This is a genomic window from Pseudomonas umsongensis, from assembly GCF_002236105.1.
GTDB classification, from domain to species: domain Bacteria; phylum Pseudomonadota; class Gammaproteobacteria; order Pseudomonadales; family Pseudomonadaceae; genus Aquipseudomonas; species Aquipseudomonas umsongensis.
In genome coordinates this window covers 2194005-2216339 of the sequence record NZ_NIWU01000001.1, presented here as the reverse complement: position 1 = coordinate 2216339, position 22335 = coordinate 2194005, and the positions used below count along the sequence as shown (strand labels likewise).

Annotated in this window: 25 protein-coding genes; 9 read left to right on the top strand and 16 right to left on the bottom strand. The window is 59.5% G+C overall.

Going from position 1 to position 22335, the window contains the following annotated elements:
* Positions 1-33: 33 nt before the first annotated feature.
* The 4 genes from PSUM_RS10055 to minC all read right to left on the bottom strand — a co-directional run bounded on the left by PSUM_RS10055 (position 34) and on the right by minC (position 2754).
* On the bottom strand, positions 34-669 hold the full coding sequence (locus tag PSUM_RS10055) for an RluA family pseudouridine synthase (RefSeq protein WP_020800410.1): 636 nt from the start codon (positions 667-669) through the stop codon (positions 34-36).
* A gap of 76 nt (positions 670-745) precedes the next feature.
* On the bottom strand, positions 746-1000 hold the full coding sequence (gene minE, locus PSUM_RS10050; RefSeq protein ID WP_007974947.1) for a cell division topological specificity factor MinE: 255 nt from the start codon (positions 998-1000) through the stop codon (positions 746-748).
* Positions 1001-1003: 3 nt separating this feature from the next.
* A complete protein-coding gene (minD, locus tag PSUM_RS10045) occupies positions 1004-1816 on the bottom strand; it encodes a septum site-determining protein MinD (protein ID WP_008056976.1) in 813 nt (270 codons plus the stop codon).
* Between the two features lie 200 nt (positions 1817-2016).
* On the bottom strand, positions 2017-2754 hold the full coding sequence (minC, locus tag PSUM_RS10040; RefSeq protein WP_033044636.1) for a septum site-determining protein MinC: 738 nt from the start codon (positions 2752-2754) through the stop codon (positions 2017-2019).
* A gap of 118 nt (positions 2755-2872) precedes the next feature.
* Here minC and PSUM_RS10035 point away from each other — a divergent pair, with 118 nt between their 5' ends.
* Genes PSUM_RS10035 through PSUM_RS10030 form a run of 3 tightly spaced genes read left to right on the top strand, consistent with a single transcriptional unit; the run spans position 2873 to position 5142 of the window.
* Positions 2873-3805, top strand: a complete 933-nt coding sequence (locus PSUM_RS10035) for a lipid A biosynthesis lauroyl acyltransferase (protein WP_020800412.1) — start codon at positions 2873-2875, stop codon at positions 3803-3805.
* 25 nt (positions 3806-3830) lie between these two features.
* The gene (locus PSUM_RS32355) at positions 3831-3953 is read left to right on the top strand and encodes a hypothetical protein (RefSeq protein ID WP_020800413.1); all 123 of its coding nucleotides are present in this window, start codon (positions 3831-3833) and stop codon (positions 3951-3953) included.
* 16 nt (positions 3954-3969) lie between these two features.
* On the top strand, positions 3970-5142 hold the full coding sequence (locus tag PSUM_RS10030) for a patatin-like phospholipase family protein (protein ID WP_083349442.1): 1173 nt from the start codon (positions 3970-3972) through the stop codon (positions 5140-5142).
* Positions 5143-5243: 101 nt separating this feature from the next.
* On the opposite strand, the gene PSUM_RS10025 is transcribed toward PSUM_RS10030, so the two are convergent.
* The 8 genes from PSUM_RS10025 to puuE form a co-directional block, all read right to left on the bottom strand.
* Positions 5244-6029 (bottom strand): outer membrane protein OmpK, encoded by a 786-nt coding sequence (locus PSUM_RS10025; protein WP_083349441.1) that lies wholly within the window; start codon positions 6027-6029, stop codon positions 5244-5246.
* 375 nt (positions 6030-6404) lie between these two features.
* Positions 6405-7190 carry an outer membrane protein OmpK gene (locus tag PSUM_RS10020; RefSeq protein ID WP_020800417.1) on the bottom strand — a complete coding sequence of 262 codons (786 nt, stop codon included), beginning with the start codon at positions 7188-7190 and terminating at the stop codon, positions 6405-6407.
* 170 nt (positions 7191-7360) lie between these two features.
* Complete coding sequence (locus tag PSUM_RS10015; protein ID WP_083349440.1) at positions 7361-8713, bottom strand: nucleobase:cation symporter-2 family protein; 1353 nt, start codon at positions 8711-8713, stop codon at positions 7361-7363.
* Positions 8714-8851: 138 nt separating this feature from the next.
* Positions 8852-10156: a urate hydroxylase PuuD gene (locus tag PSUM_RS10010; protein ID WP_033044497.1), complete on the bottom strand. Its 1305-nt coding sequence runs from the start codon at positions 10154-10156 to the stop codon at positions 8852-8854.
* Positions 10157-10206: 50 nt separating this feature from the next.
* Positions 10207-10710, bottom strand: coding sequence for an ureidoglycolate lyase (locus PSUM_RS10005; RefSeq protein WP_007988150.1), 504 nt, complete (start codon positions 10708-10710; stop codon positions 10207-10209).
* A 139-nt stretch (positions 10711-10849) separates the two neighbouring features.
* Complete coding sequence (gene alc, locus PSUM_RS10000; RefSeq protein ID WP_020800421.1) at positions 10850-11845, bottom strand: allantoicase; 996 nt, start codon at positions 11843-11845, stop codon at positions 10850-10852.
* 86 nt (positions 11846-11931) lie between these two features.
* Complete coding sequence (gene uraD / locus PSUM_RS09995) at positions 11932-12447, bottom strand: 2-oxo-4-hydroxy-4-carboxy-5-ureidoimidazoline decarboxylase (protein WP_020800422.1); 516 nt, start codon at positions 12445-12447, stop codon at positions 11932-11934.
* The gene (puuE, locus tag PSUM_RS09990; RefSeq protein ID WP_020800423.1) at positions 12444-13370 is read right to left on the bottom strand and encodes an allantoinase PuuE; all 927 of its coding nucleotides are present in this window, start codon (positions 13368-13370) and stop codon (positions 12444-12446) included. The genes uraD and puuE overlap by 4 nt, the downstream gene beginning before the upstream one ends.
* A 434-nt stretch (positions 13371-13804) precedes the next feature.
* Here puuE and uraH point away from each other — a divergent pair, with 434 nt between their 5' ends.
* From uraH to PSUM_RS09975, 3 genes are all read left to right on the top strand, one after another.
* The gene (uraH, locus tag PSUM_RS09985; RefSeq protein ID WP_020800424.1) at positions 13805-14158 is read left to right on the top strand and encodes a hydroxyisourate hydrolase; all 354 of its coding nucleotides are present in this window, start codon (positions 13805-13807) and stop codon (positions 14156-14158) included.
* Positions 14159-14423: 265 nt separating this feature from the next.
* Positions 14424-15290 carry a transcriptional regulator HexR gene (gene hexR, locus PSUM_RS09980; protein WP_008056956.1) on the top strand — a complete coding sequence of 289 codons (867 nt, stop codon included), beginning with the start codon at positions 14424-14426 and terminating at the stop codon, positions 15288-15290.
* A gap of 171 nt (positions 15291-15461) precedes the next feature.
* The gene (locus PSUM_RS09975) at positions 15462-15674 is read left to right on the top strand and encodes a PA3496 family putative envelope integrity protein (RefSeq protein ID WP_083349439.1); all 213 of its coding nucleotides are present in this window, start codon (positions 15462-15464) and stop codon (positions 15672-15674) included.
* Here the strand turns inward: PSUM_RS09975 and PSUM_RS09970 are convergent.
* Positions 15616-16578 carry a LysR family transcriptional regulator gene (locus PSUM_RS09970; protein WP_033042890.1) on the bottom strand — a complete coding sequence of 321 codons (963 nt, stop codon included), beginning with the start codon at positions 16576-16578 and terminating at the stop codon, positions 15616-15618. The genes PSUM_RS09975 and PSUM_RS09970 overlap by 59 nt on opposite strands.
* Positions 16579-16768: 190 nt before the next feature.
* On the opposite strand from PSUM_RS09970, the gene PSUM_RS09965 reads away from it, so the two are divergent.
* The 3 genes from PSUM_RS09965 to PSUM_RS09955 all read left to right on the top strand — a co-directional run bounded on the left by PSUM_RS09965 (position 16769) and on the right by PSUM_RS09955 (position 21256).
* On the top strand, positions 16769-18184 hold the full coding sequence (locus PSUM_RS09965) for an acetyl-CoA carboxylase biotin carboxylase subunit (RefSeq protein WP_008056950.1): 1416 nt from the start codon (positions 16769-16771) through the stop codon (positions 18182-18184).
* An 11-nt stretch (positions 18185-18195) separates the two neighbouring features.
* Positions 18196-20004: a sodium-extruding oxaloacetate decarboxylase subunit alpha gene (gene oadA / locus PSUM_RS09960; RefSeq protein ID WP_020800427.1), complete on the top strand. Its 1809-nt coding sequence runs from the start codon at positions 18196-18198 to the stop codon at positions 20002-20004.
* A 193-nt stretch (positions 20005-20197) separates the two neighbouring features.
* Positions 20198-21256: an AI-2E family transporter gene (locus PSUM_RS09955; protein WP_020800428.1), complete on the top strand. Its 1059-nt coding sequence runs from the start codon at positions 20198-20200 to the stop codon at positions 21254-21256.
* Here PSUM_RS09955 and PSUM_RS09950 read toward each other — a convergent pair.
* The 3 genes from PSUM_RS09950 to PSUM_RS09940 all read right to left on the bottom strand — a co-directional run bounded on the left by PSUM_RS09950 (position 21253) and on the right by PSUM_RS09940 (position 22311).
* Positions 21253-21444, bottom strand: coding sequence for a hypothetical protein (locus tag PSUM_RS09950; protein WP_032831464.1), 192 nt, complete (start codon positions 21442-21444; stop codon positions 21253-21255). The genes PSUM_RS09955 and PSUM_RS09950 overlap by 4 nt on opposite strands.
* Before the next feature lie 115 nt (positions 21445-21559).
* Complete coding sequence (locus PSUM_RS09945) at positions 21560-21754, bottom strand: hypothetical protein (protein WP_020800429.1); 195 nt, start codon at positions 21752-21754, stop codon at positions 21560-21562.
* Positions 21755-21927: 173 nt separating this feature from the next.
* A complete protein-coding gene (locus PSUM_RS09940; protein WP_020800430.1) occupies positions 21928-22311 on the bottom strand; it encodes a hypothetical protein in 384 nt (127 codons plus the stop codon).
* Between the last annotated feature and the right edge of the window lie 24 nt (positions 22312-22335).

The following is a 22335-nucleotide window of genomic DNA, read 5'->3' as shown; positions in this document are numbered from 1 at the left end:
GGCGTTTTCAATGCGCTTTCAGTGGTCAGCCACTCAAAAAGGTGCAGGGCACTCAAAGCGCAGTCGCTCGCCGCTTTGTGGGTGGGTGAAGCTAAGCATGCTTGCATGCAGGCACAGGCGTGGCCAGGCGGCCAGGGCTTGCTCATGGGCGTAGAGTCCGTCGCCCAGCAATGGATGACCGATCGACAGCATGTGCACGCGCAATTGGTGCGAGCGTCCGGTGATCGGCGTGAGTTCGACGCGACACCAATCACCGCAGCGTTCCAGCACGCGCCAGAAGGTCAGGGCGTGTTTGCCGAATTCATGGTCCACCACGTGACGTGGCTTGGTCGGCGGGTCGTAGCGCAGCGGCAAGTCGATGCTGCCACTGTCGAGCTCCGGCTGGCCCCAGCACAATGCGGTGTAGGCCTTTTCCGTTTCGCGGTCGTGAAATTGCCGAGACAGTTCACGGTGCGTATCGGGATCCCGGGCCAGCAGGATGATGCCGGAGGTTTCCCAGTCCAGTCGATGGACGATTCGCGCTTCCGGGTAGCCGTTTTCCTGCAGGCGGGTAATCAGGCAGTCCTTATTGTCGTCGGCCCGACCGGGCACGGAGAGCAACAGGGTGGGTTTGTTGACCACCAGGACAGCAGCGTCCTCATGGATGATGTGAATATTGGACAGCGGCATCAAACAGCCTCGTTACAAACGCCAACGGCGGTTCAGGCCTGCAGGCCTGAACCGCCGTGGTTCCACCCGGATCGACTCAGCGATCTGGCAGGGTGATATTGAGTTCCAGAATCGAGCAGCTGCCCTGGCTTTCCAGTGCGACGTGCACGTCATCGGACCCGATATTGACGTACTTGCGAATCACCTCGACCAGTTCCTTCTGCAGGGCTGGCAGGTAATCCGGGGTACTGCGTTGGCCGCGTTCGTGCGCCACGATGATCTGTAGACGCTCTTTCGCTACCGACGCGGTGCTTTGCTTTTTGTTGGCACGAAAGAAGTCAAAAAGGTTCATTGGTTAGTTGCCTCCAAACAGGCGCTCGAAGAATCCCTTCTTCTGTACATCAAGGAAACGATGTTCCACGGTTTTGCCCAACAGGCGGTCCACGGTATCGCTGTAGGCCTGGCCTGCATCGCTCTGGTCGTCGAGAATCACTGGAACGCCCTGGTTGGATGCCTTGAGCACCGCCTGGGATTCAGGGATCACGCCGAGCAGGGCCACCGAGAGGATCTCCTTGACGTCTTCGACGCCGAGCATTTCACCCTTGCTCACGCGCTCTGGATGGTAACGGGTAATCAGCAGGTGTTCCTTGATCGGGTCTTCGCCACGCTCGGCTCGACGGGACTTGCTGGCCAGCAGGCCAAGCATGCGGTCGGAGTCGCGCACCGAGGAGACTTCCGGGTTGGTCACCACGATCGCTTCGTCTGCGAAGTACATGGCCAGGTGAGCACCTTTTTCGATACCCGCCGGGGAGTCGCAGACCACGAACTCGAAGTCTTCCTTGAGTTGCATCAGGACTTTTTCCACGCCTTCGACCGTCAGCGCGTCTTTGTCGCGGGTCTGGCTGGCGGCCAGTACGTAGAGGTTCTCCAGGCGCTTGTCTTTGATCAAGGCCTGTTGCAGGTTGGCTTCGCCGTTCACTACGTTGACGAAGTCATACACCACGCGACGCTCGCAACCCATGATCAGGTCGAGGTTACGCAAACCGACGTCGAAGTCGACGATGACTGTTTTGTGACCGCGCAGAGCGAGGCCGGTACCGATAGCGGCGCTGGTGGTGGTCTTACCCACACCACCCTTGCCGGATGTAACCACGAGAATCTTGGCCAAGGTGTTTCACCCCTAAGGAAAAAGGACTTTTAGCCCCTGAAAAACATCTCTTGAAAACTACAGCAGTTGGACAGCCTTGGCTGGAATATGGCCGCAGACGGCATTTACCCCCGGTAAACACTGTTTGTAGCCTGTTTCCTACTTCGTTTGAGCCGTTTTCGCTACGTTTTAGAGATGCTTGGAAAATGCGGCAGTATCCGTTAAAGCCGAATGATGTTCAACACATCGCCAGACAGGCTGACCTGCACGCCCGAGCCCCACAACGGGTCGCGGCGCAGATCTTCGGAAACCTTGTAATGTCCGGCAATAGAGATCAGTTCAGCGCTCATTTGCTGGCAGAAAATCCGTGCCTTGGTGTCGCCTTTGACGCCGGCCAGCACACGACCGCGCATCGGGCCGTATACATGGATGTTCCCATCGGCGAGAAGTTCCGCCCCCGGGCTGACCGAGGAGATCACTACCAGATCACTGCCCTGGGCGTAGATCTGCTGGCCACCGCGCACTGGCGAAGTGATGATTTTCGTCGGCTTGATGGTCGGTTCCGCTGGTTTTTCCGGTTTTTTCGCAACGACGCCTTCGTTCAGGTCCAGCGCCCGTTCACGGGCCCCGGATGGCGGCAACACTGGCAGGTCGACGGCGATGGCGGCCGCGATGTCTTCGATGCGGCTGGCGCGGATGGCCAGGGTACGCAGGCCATGCTGACGGCAGATGCGCATCAGGCCGGGCAGATCCACGGCACCACCGTTGGCCGGGAGTTTGTCCAAAGCCAGGACCAGCGGTGCATTACTGAAGAAGTTCGGCGCCTGAGCGACTTTGGCGGCCAGCTGCCGATCGAGGCCTTCAAGGTCATTTCGGGCCAGTTCCAGCACCGTTATGGCAAGCATGCTGCCCTTCAACTGGAACACGGGATCTTGGTCAAGCGGTTCGGTTTGGCTCATGGTCGGCATACAACGACTTGTCACTAAAAGTGCCCAGACTTATAACGAGAACGCCCGCGAGCCGCAAGCCGGGTCGAACGATGTAGAATGCGCGGCCAACGTCTTTTCGGAACCTTTAATGGATCGCCCGCGTTTTCGAACAACTTTTCTGATGCCGCGTTTCTGGCCGCTCTGGTGCGGCCTGGGGCTGTTATGGCTGATTGTCCAGCTGCCGTACCCTGCATTGCTGTGGATCGGTCGGGTCCTGGGTGCCTTGATGTATCGGGTAGCGGCCGACCGGCGGCGCATTGCCAAGCGCAATCTCGAACTGTGCTTCCCGGAAAAATCCGCGGCAGAGCGCAAGCGTCTGCTCAAGGAAAATTTTGCGTCCACCGGTATCGCCTTCTTTGAAATGGCGATGAGCTGGTGGTGGTCACGCGAGCGGTTGGCGAAACTGGCCCATGTCGAAGGCCTGGAGCACCTGAAGAATGCCCAGCGTGAGGGCAAGGGCGTGATCCTGATGGCCGTCCACTTCACCACGCTGGAAATCGGTGCGGCGCTGCTCGGCCAGCAACACACCATCGACGGTATGTACCGCGAGCACAAGAACCCGCTATTCGACTATGTGCAGCGTCGCGGTCGCGAGCGGCACAACCTGGATTCGCTGGCGGTGGAGCGTGAGGACGTGCGCGGCATGCTCAAGTTGCTACGCGCCGGCCGTGCGATCTGGTATGCGCCGGACCAGGACTATGGCGCCAAGCAAAGCATTTTCGTGCCGTTGTTCGGCATCCAGGCCGCCACCGTCACCGCCACCAGCAAGTTCGCGCGGTTGGGCAAGGCGTTGGTGGTGCCGTTCACCCAGGAACGCCTGGCGGACGGGAGTGGGTATCGCCTGGTGATCCACGCGCCGCTCGAAGGCTTCCCAGGCGAAACCGAGGAAGCCGACTGCCTGCGCATCAACCAGTGGATCGAAGGCGTCTTGCGTGATTGCCCAGAGCAATACCTCTGGGCCCATCGCCGCTTCAAGAGCCGTCCGCCCGGTGAACCGAAGCTGTACCCAAAGCGCGGCTGAACGGCCGCACCCTGTAGGAGCGAGCATGTCGAATCGTCGCACCGTCGCGATGGTCGTCAACGATAATGCTGGCAGCCTGACACCCAGCGGCGTCCTCGGGTCCATCGCGAGCATGCTCGCTCCTACAAGGGACGATCCCCATCAATGAGCATGGAGCGTTATTCATGAATCCCGCTGAACCCGTCACGGGCTTGATCCTTTCCGGCGGCGGGGCTCGGGCGGCCTATCAAGTGGGCGTGCTGGCGGCGATTGCCGAGTTGCTGCCATTGGGTGCGGACAATCCTTTTCCGGTGATCGTCGGCACCTCCGCCGGCGCTATCAATGCCGTCAGCCTGGCCAGCGGGGCGATGGATTTTCGCGCGGCTATCGAGCGGCTGACGGCGTTCTGGCAGGGTTTTCGCAGCCATCTGGTGTTGCGCAGCGACTGGCCGGGCGTGATCAGCCAGGCCGCCCGGTTCGTTAGCCACAGTTTGTTGGGCCTTGGCGCCCCGGTGCCCGTGGCGTTGCTCAACAGCTCGCCGCTACGCGGATTACTCGACGACAAACTGCACATGGGCGGCATTGCCCACGCCATCGAGCAGAAGCAGTTGCAGGCCGTCGCGGTCACGGCGTTCGGCTATGAATCCGGTCAGGCGGTGACGTTCTATCAGGGCGGCGGCACTATAGACGCCTGGTTGCGCCATCGGCGGATCGGCGTTCCCACACAATTGTCGGTCGACCATTTACTCGCCAGTTCGGCCATTCCGCTGCTGTTCGCCCCGGTGAAAATCGGCGAGGAGTATTTCGGCGACGGCGCGGTGCGCCAATCGGCACCGATCAGCCCGGCCCTGCATCTGGGCGCCAACCGGGTGCTGGTGGTAGGTGTCAGCGGCAACCCGCGCGGCATCGACCCGGAGCAGCCGCTGCAACGCGCCTACTCCGGTCAGCAGCCAACCTTGGCGCAGATCGGTGGGCATATGCTCAACAGCACGTTCATCGATAGCCTGGAAAGTGATATCGAACTCTTGCAGCGCTTGAATCAGTTCAGTCGCCTCATGCCCGATGGCACGCCGATCCGTACGTTGGGGGTGGCGCCAGTGGAGGTGTTGGTGATTTCACCCAGCCAGCCGATCGACGAGATCGCCGCACGCCATCGCCAGGAACTGCCAGCGGCGCTGCGCCTGTTCTTGCGTGGACCGGGAGCGACCAAGACCAGCGGGGCGGGGGTGTTGAGTTATCTGCTGTTCGAGGCGGGGTATTGCAGCGAGTTGATTGATCTGGGGCGGCGGGATGCGTTGGCCAAGCGCGGGGAGATTTGCCGGTTTCTCGGGTTGGCGGAACCTGTGGTTTCGGCTTGAGATTGGCGGTGCGGCATTCGCGAGCAGGCTCGCTCCCACAGTGAATCTTCAGTGCGACAAAGATCAAATGTGGGAGCGAGCCTGCTCGCGAAGCTTTTAAATCAGAAGTGCACCTTGACCAGGAAGCTGGTCACGCTCTGATCGGTCTTGAAGCCCTGGCTGTCTTCGATACCGTACTTGTTTTTCCAGTAGTCATACTCGACACCGACGTACAGCTGCTTGGCGCCCAGGTTCAGCACCTTGCCCAGGTCGTATTTGATCTGTGGGTTAAAGTGCAGGTTGGCGTGGTATTCGCCTTTCTTGTTGACGTCGTTGTCAACGACCCAGTCCATGAAACCGTCGATCAGCACGTCCGAGTCACCCACTGGAATGGTATAGGACCAGACCGGGGTGACTTGCCAGATGTTGTCACCCGGGCGGTCGCCTTCGGTATGACGGTTGTAGAAGTTCAGCTGGAAGTAGTCAAAGCCGGGGATGGCCAGGTCGAAACCCGGACCGATCAGGTACGACTCGGTATCGTCTTCACCGAACTCATAGGTCATGGCCAGCAGCACGTCCTTGATCGGACCGAACTCCAGCTTCTGATCGAAAATCTTGTTGAACGACAAGCGCGGGCTGAATTCACCATAGTGAGTGTTCTTGCCTGCGAAGGCGTCTTCCTTGCCGTTGTAGAAGATTTTGTCGATGAAGAAGAAGTTGTCGCCGTATTTCCAGCCGTCGGCGTGTTCGAAGGTCACCGTCTGCTGGATGCGCGGGTTGACCTGGAAGTCCTTGCCATACAGGTAGGTCAGGCTGTTGTTCTGCCATTGCAGCAAGTCGCCGGCCATGGCCTGACCCCCCGCCAGCAACGATCCTGCCAGCATCAGGCTAGTGCACGTACGTTTCATTCGGTTGCTCCCAAAAAGTAGTGGTTTCACGTTATTTTTTTAAGGTCGACGCTCTGGTGTGGCGCCTTTTTCCGTAACTGCAAAAAAATCATCCATTCGGTCAGCTTTGTACTGTTAGCAAGAGCTGCGCCAAGGCTTTCAGAAAACAAAAAAACTCCCGTTCGGCGGCTCTGGAGCAGTCGATTGAGAGTGGTTTGGGGGTGCCTTGGTACCGTCCAGAGCCGGGATAAGTTGGCTTTCTGGTCAGGAATTAAATCCGGGCTTTTTTTTAAAGCGGATTCAGGCGGCCGCGGAGAATACTGACTCCTCGGCCAGGTCTCAAGTGCTCCGCAACAGCGCACCGACGACAGGTTTGGGGCACGGTTGCGGATCATCTTAGAAATGCACCTTCACCAGCAGGCTGGTGGTGCTTTCGTGGGTGTCGAGGTTGTTGTTGTTTTCGATGCCGTACTTGTCTTTCCAGTAGCTGTATTCGACGCCGACGTACACCTGCTTTTCCCGCCAGCCGAGGGTTTTGCCCAAGTCATATTTGACCTGCGGGTTGAAGTGCAGGTTGGCGTGATACGTGCCGCGCGAGTTCTGGTCATTGTCGACGACCCAGTCCAGGTAGCCGTCGATCAACAGGCTCGAGTTGCCCAGGGGCACGGTGTAGGACCAGGCCGGCGAGATCTGCCAGACGTCATCACCGGGACGCGAGCCTTCGGTCTGGCGATAGTAGAAGTTCAAGGTGAAAAAGTTGAAGCCCGGTACCGCGAGGTCAAAACCGGGGCCGATCAGGTACGCCTCGCTGTCGTCTTCGCCATTCTCGTAGGTCAAGGCCAGCAACACATCCTTGATTGGGCCGAGTTCGAAACGGCGGTCGAGAATCTTGCCGAAGGAGAGCCGCGGACTGAACTCGCCGTAATAGGCGTGCACGCCTTTGTTGCGGTCTTTCTCGCCGTTGTAGTAGGTGCTGTCGATGAACATGAAGTTGTCGCCGTACTTCCAGCGGTCGGCATGTTCAAAAGTGATCGTTTGCTGGATCGGCGGGTTGACCGCGAAGTCCTTGCCATACAGATAGCTCAGGCTGTTGGTTTGCCACAGCAGTAGATCGCCGGCCATCGCTTGGCTCGCGGCCAGGAGGCCAGCACCCAACAGCATGTTTTTCTGTGTCCGAATCATCTGTTGCTCCCTCTTGTTTTTATTTTTCAAGGCGCAGGAAACCCCAACCCCTGTAGGAGCGAGCATGCTCGCGATGGTCGTTAACGATTACGCGTGGTATCTGGTTAAACGCGTTGTCTTCACGTCCATCGCGAGCATGCTCGCTCCTACAGTGGGAGGGCGTTTCTGTCTTAGTGGGCGTGACAGTCGTTGATGGCCGCGCGTTCGGCGCCGCCGAGGATGTTGAACAGCAAGTTCAGGGTCAGGGCGCTAAGCGTGGCCATGGCGATACCGCTGTGGGTGATCGGGCTCATCCACACCGGCAGGTGGGCGAAAAACTCCGGCCGAACCACCGGAATCAGGCCCATGCCGATGCTCACCGCCACCAGCAATTGGTTGCGTCGGTCACCGATGTCGGCTTCCTGCAGGATCTTGATCCCGGTGGCGGCGACCATGCCGAACATTGCGATCGCCGCGCCGCCCAGCACCGCCGGTGGAATCGAGGCCACGAGGAACGCGGCCTTGGGCAGAAGGCTCAGCACGATCAACAAGCCGCCCGCAACGATGGTTACTGAGCGGCAACGTACGCCAGTCATCTGCACAAGGCCGATGTTCTGCGCGAAGGAGGAGTGGGTGAAGGTGTTGAAGAAGCCGGCGAAGAACGAGGCACCAGCATCACACAACAAGCCGCGACGCAACATGCGCGGGCAGACTTCCTGGCCGGTGATCTTGCCCAAGGCCAGGAACATCCCGGTGGACTCGACGAAAATGATCACCACCACCAGGCACATCGAGAGGATTGGCGCGAGCTCGAATTTCGGCATGCCAAAGTGCAGCGGCGTGACAAATTGCAGCCATGGCGCCTGAGCCATGCCGCTGAGGTCGACCATGCCCAGCACGCCACAAAGTACATAGCCCAGGCACATGCCGATCAATACGGAAATGTTGACCCAGAAGCCGCGCATGAAGCGATGCACCAGCAGGATGGTGCCCAGCACCAACGCGGCGATGGTCAGGTAGATCGGTGAGCCGAATTGAGCGGCTTGAGCACCACCGCCGGCCCAGTTCACGGCCACGGGGAACAGCGACAAACCGATCGAGGTGATGACCGTGCCAGTGACCAGCGGCGGGAAGAAGCGCACGACCTTGGACATGAATGGCGCGATCAGCATGCCGAAGAACCCGGCGGCGATGGTCGCGCCGAAGATCCCCTGCAGGCCGATGCCCGGCATGCAGGCCATGGCGACCATGCTGCCGACGGCGGCGAAACTGGCACCCATCATCACCGGCATGCGAATGCCCATGGGACCGATACCGAGAGACTGGACGATGGTGGCGATGCCGGCGACCAGCAGGTCGGCGTTGATCAGGAAGGCGATTTCTTCACGATTCAGGCCAGCGGCCTGTCCGATGATCAGCGGCACCGCAATGGCGCCGCCGTACATCAGCAGAACATGTTGCAGACCGACCAGGATCAGTTGCAAAAGGGGCAAACGCTGAATGGCGGGTGCGTCGGGGATGCGCGCTTGGAAGAGCTCGGACATGCAACACCTCGGATCATTTTTATTCTTGTGATTTTTGCATCAGGGTCGACCGCGGTGCGGCCATTCGCGAGCAGGCTCGCTCCCACAGGTTTTGCATTGTCTGTGTGGGAGCGAGCCTGCTCGCGAAGCTTTTATTGCTTAATTGGTCGGGGCACCCTGAACGATCCAGGCGCCGATCAGGTCACGTTCCTGCTGGGTCATCTGGGTGATGTTGCCCAACGGCATGATCTGGGTGGCAACCGCTTGAGCCTGGATGCGCGCCGCGTTCTGGCGGATCTGCTCGGGGGTGTCGAGCATCACGCCGGCGGGAGCGGCGCTGAAGAGTGGGCTGGTCGGTTTGGCCGAATGACAGACTGCGCAGCGTTCCTGGATCACGCTGTGCACCTTGTCGAAACCAGGGCCGGCGTTGGACGCCTTAACTTGCGCGGTTGCAGGGGCTTCGGCAGGTTTTGCTTCAGCCGGTTTCAAACCACCACCCACTGCTGTTTCCGGCAGAGGCTGGTACTCGATCGCGGCAGGTGCCTTGGCCACTTCAGGCGCGCTGGACATCGGCTTCGGACCAGACACATAGGCCAGGCAAATCATGCCCACCGCTGCCACCGGCAGGGTCCAGGCAAACTTGTGGCTGTCGTGACGGGTGTTGAAGTAGTGACGCACCAACACCGCCAGTACCGCGATCCCGGCCAGGATCAGCCAGTTGTATTGGCTGCCGTAGGTGCTCGGGAAGTGGTTGCTGATCATGATGAACAGCACCGGCAAGGTGAAGTAGTTGTTGTGGCGCGAACGCAGCAGGCCTTTGGCCGGAAGCGCCGGATCGGGCGTGCGGTTCTCGGCGATGGCCGCCACCAGTGCGCGTTGCGCCGGCATGATGATGCGGAACACGTTGCCGACCATGATGGTGCCGATGATCGCGCCGACGTGCAGGTATGCACCACGACCGCTGAACACCTTGCTGAAGCCATAGGCGGCGCCAATGATCAGTACGAACAGGATGAAACCCAGCAGGGCAGGGCGTTTGCCCAGGGCCGAGTCACAGAGGAAGGAGTAGATGAACCAGCCGATGAACAACGAGCCGATACCGATGGCCACGCCTTCAGGGCCGCTCAGGGTGCTGCCTGGAGCCAGCAGGTAGAGCGTCGGGTTGGAATAGAACACCACGCACAGCAGCGCGATACCCGACATCCAGGTGAAGTAGGCTTCCCATTTGAACCAGTGCAGGTTGTCCGGCATGGTCGGTGGAGCCAGTTTGTATTTTTCCAGGTGGTAGATACCGCCGCCATGGATCGCCCACAAGTCACCGGCCAGACCGCTTTTCGGGTTGACCCGATTGAGGTTGTTTTCCAGCCAGACGAAGTAGAACGATGCGCCGATCCAGGCCACGCCAGTAATCATGTGAACCCAGCGCACGCTCAGGTTCAGCCATTCCAACAGATGTGCTTCCACAGTCTTTACCTCTCGCCTGTCACTCTGTTGTCGAGTGATCAGACCTTCTCTTATTGGTGGGGGGCGAGGATCAAACGCTCATCCTCTTTGAAAAAATGCTCATCGCAGTTATTGCCTGTGCCACTGCGATCAACCACCAGGAAGTCATCCCGCTTTTCGATCGTCAGCACCGGGTGGTGCCAGACGCCGCGATGGTAATTAATGCCCTGCCTGCCGTTGGTGACGAAGGCGCGGACCAAGCCTGATACAGGTTCATCGCCAAGTGGCGCGACCACGATCAGAAAGGGGTTGCCGAGCAGCGGAATGAAAGCCTGGCTGCCCAGCGGATGACGCTCCAGCATGCTGACGGTCAGCGGCATGTCCTGCGCGTCGGCGCGGAAGATGCTGATGATCGCCTTATCCTCTGGCGTGGCGGTTTCCACCGTCGCCAGTTTGTGAAAGCGCATGGTCGAACCGTTGTTGATCATGAAGTGATCGCTGCCGTCGGTTTCGATCACGTCACCGAAAGGGGCGAAGGCTTCTTTGGTCAGCGGTTCAATCGTCAGTGTGCGCATGCTGGTCTTCTTAATCTTTTGAATTTGATCGTTCCCACGCTCTGCGTGGGAACGCCGCCATGGACGCTCCGCGTCCACTGTGACGCGGAGCGTCACGGTATGCATTCCCACGCGGAGCGTGGGAACGATCATCTACACCTTATTTAGCGACCTTGCCGAGGACGCGCAGGCGGCTCACACCACCGTCCGGGAACACGTTCAGGCGGATGTGAGTGATCGGGCCCAGTGCCTTGATCTGCTCGGCGAAGGTGTGTTCGGCGTGCATTTCCAGCTTCTGGCTTGGCAGCAGTTCGCGCCAGAACAGCGACTGGGTTTCGATCTGGCTGTCAGTACCGCCCTTCACGAACGCGCCCTGGATCGAGCAGCTGTCCGGGTAGTTGCCCTTGAAATGCAGGGTGTCGACGATGATTTTCTCGATCTCGCCCGGATGGCCGAGGGCGACGATCACCCAGTCATTGCCTGGCGTGCGACGACGTGCGGTTTCCCAGCCGTCGCCCATGTTGATGCCACGGCCCGGGTTGAGGATGTTGCTCATGCGGCCGAAGTGCTCGTCGGAGCAGGCGAGGGCGCGGCCACCGTTGAGGGCTGCCGCCAGGTCGACCTGCTCGTTGTCACCCACCGCCGACCAGTCGCGGAACGGGATGCCGTACACGCGCAGGCGGGCCACGCCGCCATCCGGGTAGATGTTGAAGCGCAGGTGGCTGAACGCCTGGTCGTTGCTGATTTCGTGGTAGTGGTGGCTGTTGCCTTGCAGCTCGACGGCCGACAGCACTTCGGTCCACTGGGTGTTTTCGTCTGGCTCACCTTCGGCCAGGAAGCAGGCTTCCAGAGAAGCCGACGGCGGGAAGTTGCCGGTAAAGAATGAGGTGTCGATGTCCACGCCTTTGATCGAGCCAGGCACGCCCAGGCGGATCACGGCGCTGTCGTAGCCTTCGAAGCGCTTGCGGCGCGACTCCCAGCCGTCCATCCACTTGCCGTTATCATCGAACACGCCCTCCTTCCATACGGCCGGGGTCGGTTGAAACAGACGGTTGGCGTCTGCGAACCAGTCATCGGTGACCGAGATGATCTTGGTGCCCAGGCGGGCGTCGGCCAGGTTGACGAACTTCTCGAAAGGTACGGCGTAAGCTTTCATTCTTCTTGTCTGCCTTTAATAAGTTGGCTTGGGATGCTTGCAGTGCCCTGGGTGCTTCAGCGTTTTTAACACTCGGGCAAAACTCGCTATAGGGTCAGTAATCGGAACAGGGCGATCTTGTTGATCTCCGCCAGCGCGCACTTGAACTCGGTATCTACCGGGTTGTGGATGCGCGTTTCGAACGCCGCGAGGATCTGATGCCGGTTGCTGCCTTTTACCGCCATGATGAAGGGAAACTTGAACTTGGCCTTGTAGGCGTCGTTCAGCTCGGTGAAGCGCTGGAACTCTTCGGCCGTGCATTGGTGAATACCGGCGCCAGCCTGTTCATGGGTGCTGGCTTCGGTCAACTGGCCCTGGACGGCAGCTTTGCCAGCCAGGTCCGGGTGAGCGTTGATCAGGGCCAACTGGCTTTCGTGATCAGCGCTCAACAGGATGTCGCTCATGCGCTGGTGCAGGGTTTCGATCTGGTCGATCGAAGCGTCCTGGCCCAGGTCGAAGGCCTTCTCGGCCACCCATGGCGAATGTTCGTAGATGTCGGCGAAGGCTTTGACGAAGGCGTCGCGGCTCAGGGTCGAGGGTTTCAATGTTTGAAAGGCGCTCATTTCGCGGCCCCTTGGTACGGGTGGGTTTCCTGCCAGTGGCGCGCGATGTCGACGCGGCGGCTGAACCACACCTGTTCATGACTTTTAGCGTATTCGATAAAGCGCTTGAGCGAAGCCAGACGCGCCGGACGGCCGATCAGGCGGCAGTGCAGGCCGATCGACAGCATTTTCGGGGCTTCCGCGCCTTCGGCGTAGAGCACGTCGAACGCATCCTTGAGGTATTCGAAGAAATCGTCGCCCTTATTGAAGCCCTGCACCTGGGTGAAGCGCATGTCGTTGGTGTCCAGGGTGTACGGGATCACCAGGTGCGGCTTGCCGGTGGGGTTGTTCGGTTCCCAGTAGGGCAGGTCGTCGTCGTAGGTGTCGCAGTCGTAGAGGAAACCGCCTTCTTCCATCACCAGCTTGCGGGTGTTGGGGCCGGTGCGACCGGTGTACCAGCCCAGCGGACGCTCGCCGGTGATTTCGGTGAGGATGCGGATCGCTTCGAGCATGTGCTCGCGTTCCTGCGCTTCGTCCATGTACTGGTAGTCGATCCAGCGGTAGCCGTGGCTGCAGATTTCGTGGCCGGCATCGACCATCGCGCGGATCACATCCGGGTGACGCTGGGCGGCCATCGCCACGGCGAAGATGGTCAGCGGAATGTCGAATTCCTTGAACAGCTTCAGAATCCGCCAGACGCCGGCGCGGCTGCCATACTCGTAAAGCGATTCCATGCTCATGTTGCGCGCGCCCTGTAGCGGCTGGGCAGACACCATTTCCGAGAGGAATGCTTCGGACTCTTTATCGCCGTGCAGGATATTGCGCTCGCCGCCTTCTTCGTAGTTGAGAACGAATGACAGGGCGATGCGGGCATTGCCCGGCCAGTGTGGGTGCGGAGGGTTACTGCCGTAACCGATCAGGTCGCGAGGGTAGTCAGCGCTCACTGCAGTCTTCCTTCTTATATTCGTGGTGACAGTTGGTGTGACGCGACTAAAGGTTGGATCACTGGGTGGCGTCACAGCGATGGGGTGATTGTATACAACTTTATATTCACTTTGTAAGCCTGATTTTTTGCATTTTTCGTTAACGGTCATCTTTGCGTGTTAATGACAAGCACCTGCAAGAAACCTGCCTGGCTGGTCAGTTAATGATTGCACGGTTCAGAGGTGGCGGGTTTCACAGGAAATCCGCGGGATTTTTATCGTTGGCGCCATCAGTCGCAAAAATGTCGTTTTTATTGTGTACAATTTTTTTGAAAAGTGTCTTAATCAATCGCTCGCCGCAGCTTTTCGTGCTCCGAATCGGTGCGGTCTCCTTTTCATCTGACTTCGGGAGGCGCGAAGCCTGGCTGCTCCACGCAGACAGGTGCGCAGAATCAATGGGACGTTTGACTACACATGTTTTGGACGCTGCACATGGTTGCCCGGGCAGCTCGATCAAGGTCGAGTTGTACCGCGTTGAAGGTTCGCAGCTGGAATTGGTCGCCAGCGCGATAACCAACAGCGATGGTCGTGTCGATGCGCCGCTGCTGCAAGGCGATGAGTACCGGACCGGCGTCTACCAGGTTCAGTTTCATGCGGGCGACTATTACCGCGCCCGTGGTGTCCAGTTGCCGGAGCCGGCATTCCTGGATGTGGTGGTGCTACGTTTTGGCATCTCTGCCGAGCAGGATCACTACCATGTACCGCTGCTCATTTCGCCCTACAGCTATTCAACGTACCGAGGAAGCTGATCCCCCAAGCAGCTTTCTCCACCTGGAAGCGACTGCGCATATAGCTTCTTTGGTCTTTCGCCCGCTCACACTGCGGGCTTTTTTTCGCAAAAAATCCTGGGTGGCAAAGGCCGGATCCGCTGCTACATAAAGCCCATCCCGCCAAAACAGGGTGTGACGAAGACAATTCAGTTACTTATTGAGCAGGCAAAAAGGCGATTCATGTAGTATAACTACAAGCGTGCTACATCCCCGGCGCCTGCCAAATAAAAAAGAGTCCAGCCCTTTGAATCTGCTGCAACACATCGCCCAGTCTCGCCACCTGTTACGCAAGTCGGAGCTCAAGGTCGCCGATCACGTTTTGCTTGATCCTGCGGCCGTGATGCACAGTTCCATGGCGGACCTGGCCCACAGCGTGGGGATCAGTGAGCCGACCATCGTGCGCTTTTGCCGCGCCATCGGTTGCTCGGGTTTCCAGGACTTGAAGCTGAAGCTGGCCCAGAGCCTGGCGGCGGGCGCGAGTTTCGGGCAGTTCGCGATCCATGAGGACGATTCGGTAGCGGACTACAGCCTGAAGATTTTCGACACCACCCTGCACACGCTGATGGAGGTTCGCGAGAAGCTCGATCCGCTGGAGTTGCAGCGTGCGGTGACGCTCATGTCCCAGGCCCAGCGCGTCGAATTCTATGGTTTCGGCGCCTCCGGTGCGGTGGCGGCGGATGCGCAGCACAAGTTCTTCCGCTTGCTGCTCACGGCGGCGGCGTATTCCGATCCGCACATGCAGGCGATGTCGGCGGTTACCCTGAAACCAAGCGACGTGGCGATTTGCATTTCGCAGTCCGGCCGCTCCAAGGATCTGCTGATCACCGCCAACCTGGTGCGTGAGAGCGGCGCCTCATTGATCACCTTGTGCCCTAGCCAGACGCCTTTGGCTGAACTGTCGACCGTCAACCTGGCCATCGACGTGCACGAAGACACCGAAATCTATACGCCGCTGACCTCGCGCATTGCCCACCTGGTGGTGATCGATGTGTTGGCCATGGGCGTGGCCATGGCCCGCGGGCCGAGCCTGGTCAACCACCTCAAGAGCGTCAAGCGCAGCCTGCGCAGCTTGCGCCTGTCACCCAAGTCGGTGAAAGCGCTGGACGACTAAGGTCAAAAGATCGCAGCCTGCGGCAGCTCCTACAGGTGTTCACAAATCCCTGTAGGAGCTGCCGCAGGCTGCGATCTTTTGATTGTTCATCTCTCTGTCACCGACCCGCCGCCAAACCGTCATCCCTCGCGCCTATCTTGAAACTCCCGTATTCGACTTGGGAGAACTCAAATGGCCCAGCCCTACGAAGAACGCAACAGTGTCGTCAAAACCCGTCGCCAGCAGGAAGACCGACGCCGCATGGCGTTTCGCCGTGCGATCGAAGATCGTTGTGAGCAGCGTCAGCTGCTGGCCGAGATCGCCGATTTTACTAGCGACCTTGAGCTCAATTACTGGCAGGCGGCCGCGACAGCTTCCCGTCGAAGCGCTCAACCAGCGCGCTGATCTGAATTCTTTCGCTTCGAATGAACGCAAGGAAGGCGTGAGCCACCGGTGACAGGCGCTTGGCCTTGGCCTGTACCAGGCACCAGCTGCGGTAGAGCGGCAGTTCTTCGATCGGCAACTCGATCAAGCCGCCGGTGGCCAATTCAAGGTTCAGGGCGTGGCGCGTCAACAGTGCCACGCCCAGGCCCGCCAGCACACATTCGCGCTGAGCTTCGGCCGAGGAGACCTCCTGGGTCTGGTTGAAATGCACACGTTTCTCCTTGAAGTATTCCTCGCAGGCCAATCGCGTGCCCGAACCCACCTCGCGCATCAGCAAGGTGTAAGGCTCAAGATCCTGCAGGCGCAAAGGCCCCTGATGGCACAGCGGGTGGTCCGGCGGTGCCACAGCAACGATCGGATTGTTCAAGAACGGCAGGAACTCCAGCCCCATGTCCTGCGGCACCATGGACATGATCACCAGGTCGTCGCGGTTGTCCGACAGTCGCCGAATCACCTGGGCGCGATTGACCACCGTCAGTTGCAGATTCACTTCCGGATGCTGGCGCTTGAAGGCGGCAAACAGATGCGGTACGAAATACTTGGCGCTCGATTCCACCGCCAGTTTTAGTTGGCCTTGCAAGGAGCCCTGCATGTCCGACAGTTGCATGTCGAGGTTTTCCAGGCGCCCGAAAATGTCCCGGCTCGCTCGTTGCAGCGCTTCTGCGGCCTCGGTCATGTAGAGTTTTTTGCCGACATAATCGAACAGGGGCTGGCCAACCAGCTCTTCAAGTTGACGAATCTGCAGGCTGACGGCCGGTTGCGTGAGGGACATTTCGTCGGCTGCCCGGCTGTAGGACCTCAGGTCACAGACTTCGTTGAAGATCTGCAATTGACGTAATGTCATACGCATCAAGGACTTACGCATTTTTTGAGCACTCTGGCCGCGGGCTGGTGTGTCAACTATAAGTCTTTACTTATGCATGACCCAATAATTATTCATTTTTGTTAATCCCTTGTGAGCGCTAGTGTGGCGGTGCGACCAAATTGAAACATTTGGTCACTCGTCGACCTGGTCTAGCAGGTCGTGGGTACCACCGGATCAAGGGAAACTCCAAGTGATAAAAAAGATCCTGATCGCCAACCGCGGTGAAATTGCCGTACGAATCGTACGCGCTTGTGCCGAAATGGGCATTCGCTCGGTCGCGATCTATTCCGACGCCGATCGCCATGCCCTGCATGTCAAACGTGCGGATGAGGCCCACAGTATTGGTGCCGAGCCACTGGCCGGTTACCTGAACCCGCGCAAGCTGGTGAACCTGGCGGTGGAAACCGGTTGCGATGCCTTGCACCCTGGGTACGGATTCCTCTCGGAAAACGCTGAACTGGCCGACATCTGCGCCGAACGCGGGATCAAATTCATCGGTCCATCGGCCGAAGTCATTCGCCGCATGGGTGACAAGACCGAAGCTCGCCGCAGCATGATCAAGGCGGGTGTCCCGGTCACCCCGGGTACCGAAGGCAACGTTTCGGGCATCGAAGAAGCCCTTACCGAGGGTGACCGTATCGGCTACCCGGTGATGCTCAAGGCTACCTCCGGTGGTGGCGGTCGCGGTATCCGTCGCTGCAACAGCCGTGAAGAACTTGAACAGGCGTTCCCGCGCGTCATTTCCGAAGCCACCAAGGCGTTCGGTTCCGCGGAAGTGTTCCTGGAAAAGTGCATCGTCAACCCCAAGCACATCGAAGCGCAGATCCTCGGCGACAGCTTTGGCAACGTGGTGCACCTGTTCGAGCGTGACTGCTCGATCCAGCGCCGCAACCAGAAGCTCATCGAAATCGCGCCGAGCCCGCAACTGACCCCGGAACAGCGCGCCTACATCGGCGACCTGTCGGTGCGCGCAGCCAAGGCCGTGGGTTACGAGAACGCCGGTACCGTGGAGTTCCTGCTCGCCGAGGGCGAGGTGTACTTCATGGAAATGAACACCCGGGTGCAGGTGGAACACACCATCACCGAAGAAATCACTGGCATCGACATCGTCCGCGAGCAAATCCGCATTGCATCCGGCCTGCCGCTCTCGGTGAAACAGGAAGACATCCAGCATCGCGGTTTCGCGCTGCAGTTCCGGATCAACGCCGAAGACCCGAAAAACAACTTTTTGCCCAGCTTCGGCAAGATCACCCGTTACTACGCACCCGGCGGCCCGGGCGTACGGACCGATACGGCGATCTACACCGGCTACACCATTCCACCGTTCTACGATTCCATGTGCCTGAAACTGGTGGTCTGGGCGTTGACCTGGGAAGAAGCGATGGACCGCGGCCTGCGCGCGCTGGACGACATGCGCGTGCAAGGGGTCAAGACCACCGCGGCCTACTACCAGGAAATCCTGCGTAACCCGGAATTCCGTAGCGGCCAGTTCAACACCAGCTTCGTCGAAAGCCACCCTGAACTGACCAACTACTCGATCAAGCGCAAACCCGAAGAGCTGGCCCTGGCCATCGCCGCCGCCATTGCCGCCCACGCAGGCCTGTGAGGAATAGAACAATGTCCAAGAAGATTTTCGTAACCGACACCATCCTGCGCGACGCCCACCAATCGCTGCTCGCGACCCGCATGCGCACTGAAGACATGCTGCCGATCTGCGACAAGCTCGACAAGGTCGGCTATTGGTCGCTGGAATGCTGGGGCGGCGCAACGTTCGACGCCTGCGTACGCTTCCTCAAGGAAGACCCGTGGGAGCGTCTGCGCCAACTGCGCGCCGCGTTGCCTAACACTCGCCTGCAAATGCTCCTGCGCGGCCAGAACCTGCTGGGCTATCGCCACTACAGCGACGACGTGGTCAGGGCTTTCGTCGCCAAGGCAGCGGTCAATGGCATCGACGTGTTCCGCATCTTCGACGCCATGAACGACGTGCGTAACCTGCGTACCGCCATCGAAGCGGTGAAAGCCGCCGGCAAGCACGCCCAGGGCACCATCGCCTACACCACCAGTCCGGTGCACACCATCGACGCGTTCGTGGCACAGGCCAAGCAAATGGAAGCCATGGGTTGCGACTCGGTGGCGATCAAGGACATGGCTGGTTTGCTGACCCCCTACGCCACCGGCGAACTGGTCAGGGCGCTGAAGGCCGAGCAATCGCTGCCAGTGTTCATTCACTCGCACGACACCGCCGGCCTGGCAACCATGTGCCAGCTCAAGGCGATTGAAAACGGCGCCGACCACATCGACACCGCAATCTCCAGCTTTGCCTCCGGTACCAGCCACCCAGGCACCGAGTCGATGGTCGCGGCCCTCAAGGGCACCGAGTACGACACCGGCCTGAACCTCGAGCTGATCCAGGAAATCGGCCTGTACTTCTACGCCGTGCGCAAGAAGTACCACCAGTTCGAAAGCGAATTCACCGCCGTCGACACCCGCGTTCAAGTCAACCAGGTGCCGGGCGGGATGATTTCCAACCTGGCCAACCAGTTGAAAGAGCAGGGCGCCCTGAACCGCATGAGCGAAGTGCTGGCAGAGATTCCGCGGGTTCGCGAAGACCTCGGCTTCCCGCCACTGGTGACCCCGACTTCGCAAATCGTCGGCACCCAGGCGTTTTTCAACGTGCTGGCCGGCGAGCGCTACAAGACCATCACCAACGAAGTGAAGCTGTACCTGCAAGGTGGCTACGGCAAGGCGCCGGCCCCGGTGAACGAGCAACTGCGTCGCCAAGCTATCGGCAGCGAAGAAGTGATCGACGTGCGCCCAGCCGACCTGCTCAAGCCGGAAATGGCCAAGCTGCGTGCCGACATCGGTGCCCTGGCCAAGTCTGAAGAAGACGTGCTGACCTACGCCATGTTCCCGGACATCGGGCGCAAGTTCCTCGAAGAGCGTGCAGCGGGCACCCTGACCCCGGAAGTGCTGTTGCCGATTCCGGAAGCTGGCGGCGTCGCTTCGGCTGGCGGCGAAGGCGTGCCGACCGAGTTCGTCATCGACGTCCACGGCGAAACCTACCGCGTCGACATCACCGGTGTGGGCGTCAAGGCTGAAGGCAAGCGTCACTTCTACCTGTCCATCGACGGCATGCCGGAAGAAGTGGTGTTCGAGCCGCTCAACGAATTCGTCGGCGGTGGTAGCAGCAAGCGCAAGCAGGCCAGCGCACCGGGCCACGTCAGCACCACCATGCCGGGCAACATCGTCGATGTGCTGGTCAAGGAAGGCGACAGTGTCAAGGCGGGCCAGGCTGTGCTGATCACCGAAGCGATGAAGATGGAAACCGAAGTCCAGGCCGCTATCGCCGGCAAAGTCACCGCCATTCACGTGGCCAAGGGCGACCGGGTGAACCCGGGCGAGATCCTGATCGAGATCGAAGGCTGAGTTAACGGCCGCGATACAACGCTTTAAACCTCGGGGGGGCATGTGCTCCCCTTTTTTTTGCCCGGATTTTCACCATTGGTCCCCTGGGCGCCTTCCTCCGATGCTTTTTGAACAACGTACGGCACTCGCGCTCGCTGTGATGGCCTAAGCATCAGGGCGCAACGTTGCGCCCGGTGACTGGCCAGGATCGGATATGAACGAAGAGACGCTAAAAGATAAATCGCTGGCGGTTTTGCTGGTGTTGGTGAGCATCGCGTTCATCTGGATCCTGCTGCCATTCTACGGTGCGGTGTTCTGGGCGGTGATCCTGGGGATTGTCTTTGCGCCCATGCAGCGCCGGCTGCAGCTCAAGTTCGGCTGGGAGCGCAACCTGACGTCGTTCTGTACGTTAAGCATCTGCCTGGTGATTGCGATCCTGCCGGTGATCATCATCAGCTTCCTGCTGGTTCAGGAAGGGACGGCGCTGTACAAGAGTATCGAGAGCGGTGAGCTGGACATTGCCGCGTATGTAACGCAGTTCAAGCATCACTTGCCACCGTATTTCCAGCATTTGCTCGATCGGTTCGGCGTGGGAGAGTTGAACGGGCTTCGGGAGAAAATCGTCAAGAGCGCGATGGCAGGCGGCGAGGTGACTAATCGGGTGTTCAGTCTTGGCCAGGGTACATTCGAGTTCATCGTCAGCTTTTTCATCATGCTCTACCTGTTGTTTTTCTTCCTGCGCGACGGCGCTGAACTCGCGCGCAAGGTACGCATGGCCGTGCCATTGGAAGAACACCAGAAACGCCGTTTGCAGCTCAAGTTCAACCGCGTGGTGCGAGCCACGGTGAAGGGCAACCTATTGGTAGCGATTACCCAGGGTGCATTGGGCGGAATGATTTTCTGGTTTCTCGACATTCCGAGCGCGCTGGTCTGGGCGGTGTTGATGGCGCTTCTGTCCTTGTTGCCAGCAGTTGGGGCAGGGATTGTCTGGGCGCCGGTGGCGGCGTTTTTCCTGTTGACCGGCGCAGTCTGGCAAGGCGTGGTGCTGGGGTTGTTCGGGGTATTCGTAATCGGCCTGGTGGATAACGTGCTGCGCCCGATCCTGGTGGGCAAGGACACGAAGATGCCGGACTACATGATCCTGATCTCGACCCTGGGCGGCCTGGCGCTGTTCGGGCTCAACGGGTTTGTCATCGGTCCGTTGATCGCGGCCCTGTTCATGTCGAGCTGGGCCATTTTCATCGAGACCAAACCGCGGGTTCAGCTGCCTTAGGCACTGAGCTTGCCCGGCTGTCCCGTGCCGATTTGCAGGGACAACGCCTGGGCGTCCGGTAGTGAGGTCAGCGGGCCGCTGATTTGTTCGCCGTCCTGGACCAGGTACCAGCAGGCGAGCAACCCAAGCGCTCTGAGCGGTGCGGGAACGGCGCTGCCGATAACGGACATGATCTGAATCTGAGACATCATAGGGACCTCCATCAATCTGTGGAGTCACCTTACGGTCCGGGTGCGTCGAGGGAAAATCAACGTTTTCAATAGTGGTCATTGATGCCAGTGAGGTCAGCCCACCGGCTGACGCTCAGACGACCACCTGGTCGAGCATATGAACCACTTCCTGCTCGCTGAGCAGTCCCTTTCTCACCAGGTTCTGCGTCAGTAGCGAAAGGAACTTGGCGCTGCGATGACCTTCGAGCTGCTTGAGTTCCGTCAGGGCGTTGTAGACCTTGCTGCAAGTGCACAGGCCATTGATGCGGTGCGGGTTTTGCGTGGGCATGAGCTCGTCCTTGTTGTTATTGACCCGTTGCAGGCGCCGTTATTGCTGTTGCTGGCGCAAAAGGGAAGGGCGAGTCAATCTTGCCGACTTCACCGGTCGACACTGTCCCGAGAACGACACCGACAGGATCTTTCCAGACCTGTGACGACGAACGGCGGATTGCGCGCGCGGGATTACCAGCGGCCGTAGCCGTGGGGCGGACCGTAGTAGCCGCGAGGTGGGCCGTAGTAACCACGGGGTGGGCCGTAATAGACCGGTGCCGGGCGGTAGTAGATCGGTTGCCCCACATACACCGGTGCGGGTTGGTAGTAGACCGGTGGGGGCGGCGCCATGTACACCGGCTGCGGTTGCGCATAAACCGGCTGGGCGTAGACCGGTTGCGGCGTCACGTACACAGGCCGGTTGCTGTTGATGATTGCCGAGCCAACGATGGCAGAGCCGACGATCGCGCCAAATACCGCCGGACCTTCCCAACCGCCACCGCCATGGGCCTCTGCTTGGCCTGCGACCGCGAGGGCGCCGATCAGCAAAGCCACTGTGGGGATTCTACGGATCATGATGACTCCTCGGTGCTTCGCCCC

What these genes read in the sequence shown, in the direction of transcription:
- uraH (WP_020800424.1), top strand. Translation starts at nt 13,805, where the DNA reads ATGGGACGTTTGACTACACATGTTTTGGACGCTGCACATGGTTGCCCG.
- PSUM_RS32355 (WP_020800413.1), top strand. Translation starts at nt 3,831, where the DNA reads ATGTCGAATCGTCGCACCGTCGCGATGGTCGTCAACGATAATGCTGGC.
- PSUM_RS09945 (WP_020800429.1), bottom strand. Translation starts at nt 21,754, where the DNA reads ATGCCCACGCAAAACCCGCACCGCATCAATGGCCTGTGCACTTGCAGC.
- minE (WP_007974947.1), bottom strand. Translation starts at nt 1,000, where the DNA reads ATGAACCTTTTTGACTTCTTTCGTGCCAACAAAAAGCAAAGCACCGCG.
- PSUM_RS09950 (WP_032831464.1), bottom strand. Translation starts at nt 21,444, where the DNA reads ATGTCTCAGATTCAGATCATGTCCGTTATCGGCAGCGCCGTTCCCGCA.
- PSUM_RS10030 (WP_083349442.1), top strand. Translation starts at nt 3,970, where the DNA reads ATGAATCCCGCTGAACCCGTCACGGGCTTGATCCTTTCCGGCGGCGGG.
- alc (WP_020800421.1), bottom strand. Translation starts at nt 11,845, where the DNA reads ATGAAAGCTTACGCCGTACCTTTCGAGAAGTTCGTCAACCTGGCCGAC.
- PSUM_RS10020 (WP_020800417.1), bottom strand. Translation starts at nt 7,190, where the DNA reads ATGATTCGGACACAGAAAAACATGCTGTTGGGTGCTGGCCTCCTGGCC.
- PSUM_RS10025 (WP_083349441.1), bottom strand. Translation starts at nt 6,029, where the DNA reads ATGAAACGTACGTGCACTAGCCTGATGCTGGCAGGATCGTTGCTGGCG.
- PSUM_RS10015 (WP_083349440.1), bottom strand. Translation starts at nt 8,713, where the DNA reads ATGTCCGAGCTCTTCCAAGCGCGCATCCCCGACGCACCCGCCATTCAG.
- uraD (WP_020800422.1), bottom strand. Translation starts at nt 12,447, where the DNA reads ATGAGCGCCTTTCAAACATTGAAACCCTCGACCCTGAGCCGCGACGCC.
- PSUM_RS09940 (WP_020800430.1), bottom strand. Translation starts at nt 22,311, where the DNA reads ATGATCCGTAGAATCCCCACAGTGGCTTTGCTGATCGGCGCCCTCGCG.
- minC (WP_033044636.1), bottom strand. Translation starts at nt 2,754, where the DNA reads ATGAGCCAAACCGAACCGCTTGACCAAGATCCCGTGTTCCAGTTGAAG.
- PSUM_RS09955 (WP_020800428.1), top strand. Translation starts at nt 20,198, where the DNA reads ATGAACGAAGAGACGCTAAAAGATAAATCGCTGGCGGTTTTGCTGGTG.
- PSUM_RS09970 (WP_033042890.1), bottom strand. Translation starts at nt 16,578, where the DNA reads ATGCGTAAGTCCTTGATGCGTATGACATTACGTCAATTGCAGATCTTC.
- PSUM_RS09975 (WP_083349439.1), top strand. Translation starts at nt 15,462, where the DNA reads ATGGCCCAGCCCTACGAAGAACGCAACAGTGTCGTCAAAACCCGTCGC.
- oadA (WP_020800427.1), top strand. Translation starts at nt 18,196, where the DNA reads ATGTCCAAGAAGATTTTCGTAACCGACACCATCCTGCGCGACGCCCAC.
- PSUM_RS10035 (WP_020800412.1), top strand. Translation starts at nt 2,873, where the DNA reads ATGGATCGCCCGCGTTTTCGAACAACTTTTCTGATGCCGCGTTTCTGG.
- PSUM_RS10055 (WP_020800410.1), bottom strand. Translation starts at nt 669, where the DNA reads ATGCCGCTGTCCAATATTCACATCATCCATGAGGACGCTGCTGTCCTG.
- PSUM_RS10005 (WP_007988150.1), bottom strand. Translation starts at nt 10,710, where the DNA reads ATGCGCACACTGACGATTGAACCGCTGACCAAAGAAGCCTTCGCCCCT.